The sequence below is a fragment of the Listeria sp. SHR_NRA_18 genome (assembly GCF_003856515.1).
In the GTDB taxonomy this organism is placed as follows: Bacteria; Bacillota; Bacilli; order Lactobacillales; family Listeriaceae; genus Listeria_A; species Listeria_A newyorkensis.
Window position 1 is genome coordinate 1 of record NZ_QPKR01000048.1, and the last position, 603, is coordinate 603.

1 protein-coding gene is annotated in these 603 nt (G+C 57.5%); it reads left to right on the forward strand.

Features of this window, described 5'->3' with window-relative positions:
- Nucleotides 1-41 precede the first annotated feature (41 nt).
- Nucleotides 42-603, forward strand: a 562-nt coding sequence (locus DUK53_RS17070; protein ID WP_143813225.1) for an AAA family ATPase, incomplete at its 3' end; no start/stop codon positions are given.

Genomic DNA, 603 nt, shown 5'->3' on the forward strand with positions numbered 1-603 from the left:
CGCCCCCGTTGCAGGCAGAAAACCGTGAAGAGGACTATTCTGTGTCACGTACAATTATGTTGATCCCCACAGGCACCAGCGTCGGTCTGACCAGCGTCAGCCTGGGTGTCATCCGCTCCATGGAGCAAAAAGGCGTTCGCCTGAGCGTGTTCAAACCTATTGCCCAACCGCGTACCGGTGGCGATTCCCTCGACCAGACCACCACCATCATCCGCAGCAACTCGACCATTCCGGCGGCCGAACCCCTGCGTATGAGCTACGTTGAGAGCCTGCTGAGCTCCAACCAGCAGGACGTGCTGATGGAAGAGATCGTGGCTCGTTACCACGAAAACACCAAAGACGCAGAAGTGGTGCTGATCGAAGGCCTGGTGCCTACCCGTAAGCATCAGTTCGCCAACTCGCTGAACTACGAGATCGCCAAAACGCTGAACGCAGAGATCGTCTTTGTGCTGGCACTGGGCAACTATTCTCCAGCCCAGTTGACCGAGCGCATCGAACTGGCTCGCTCCAGCTTCGGCGGCAGCAAGAACAAAAACATTACCGGCGTGATCATCAACAAGCTGAACGCTCCGGTGGACGATCAGGGCCGTACTCGCCCAGACC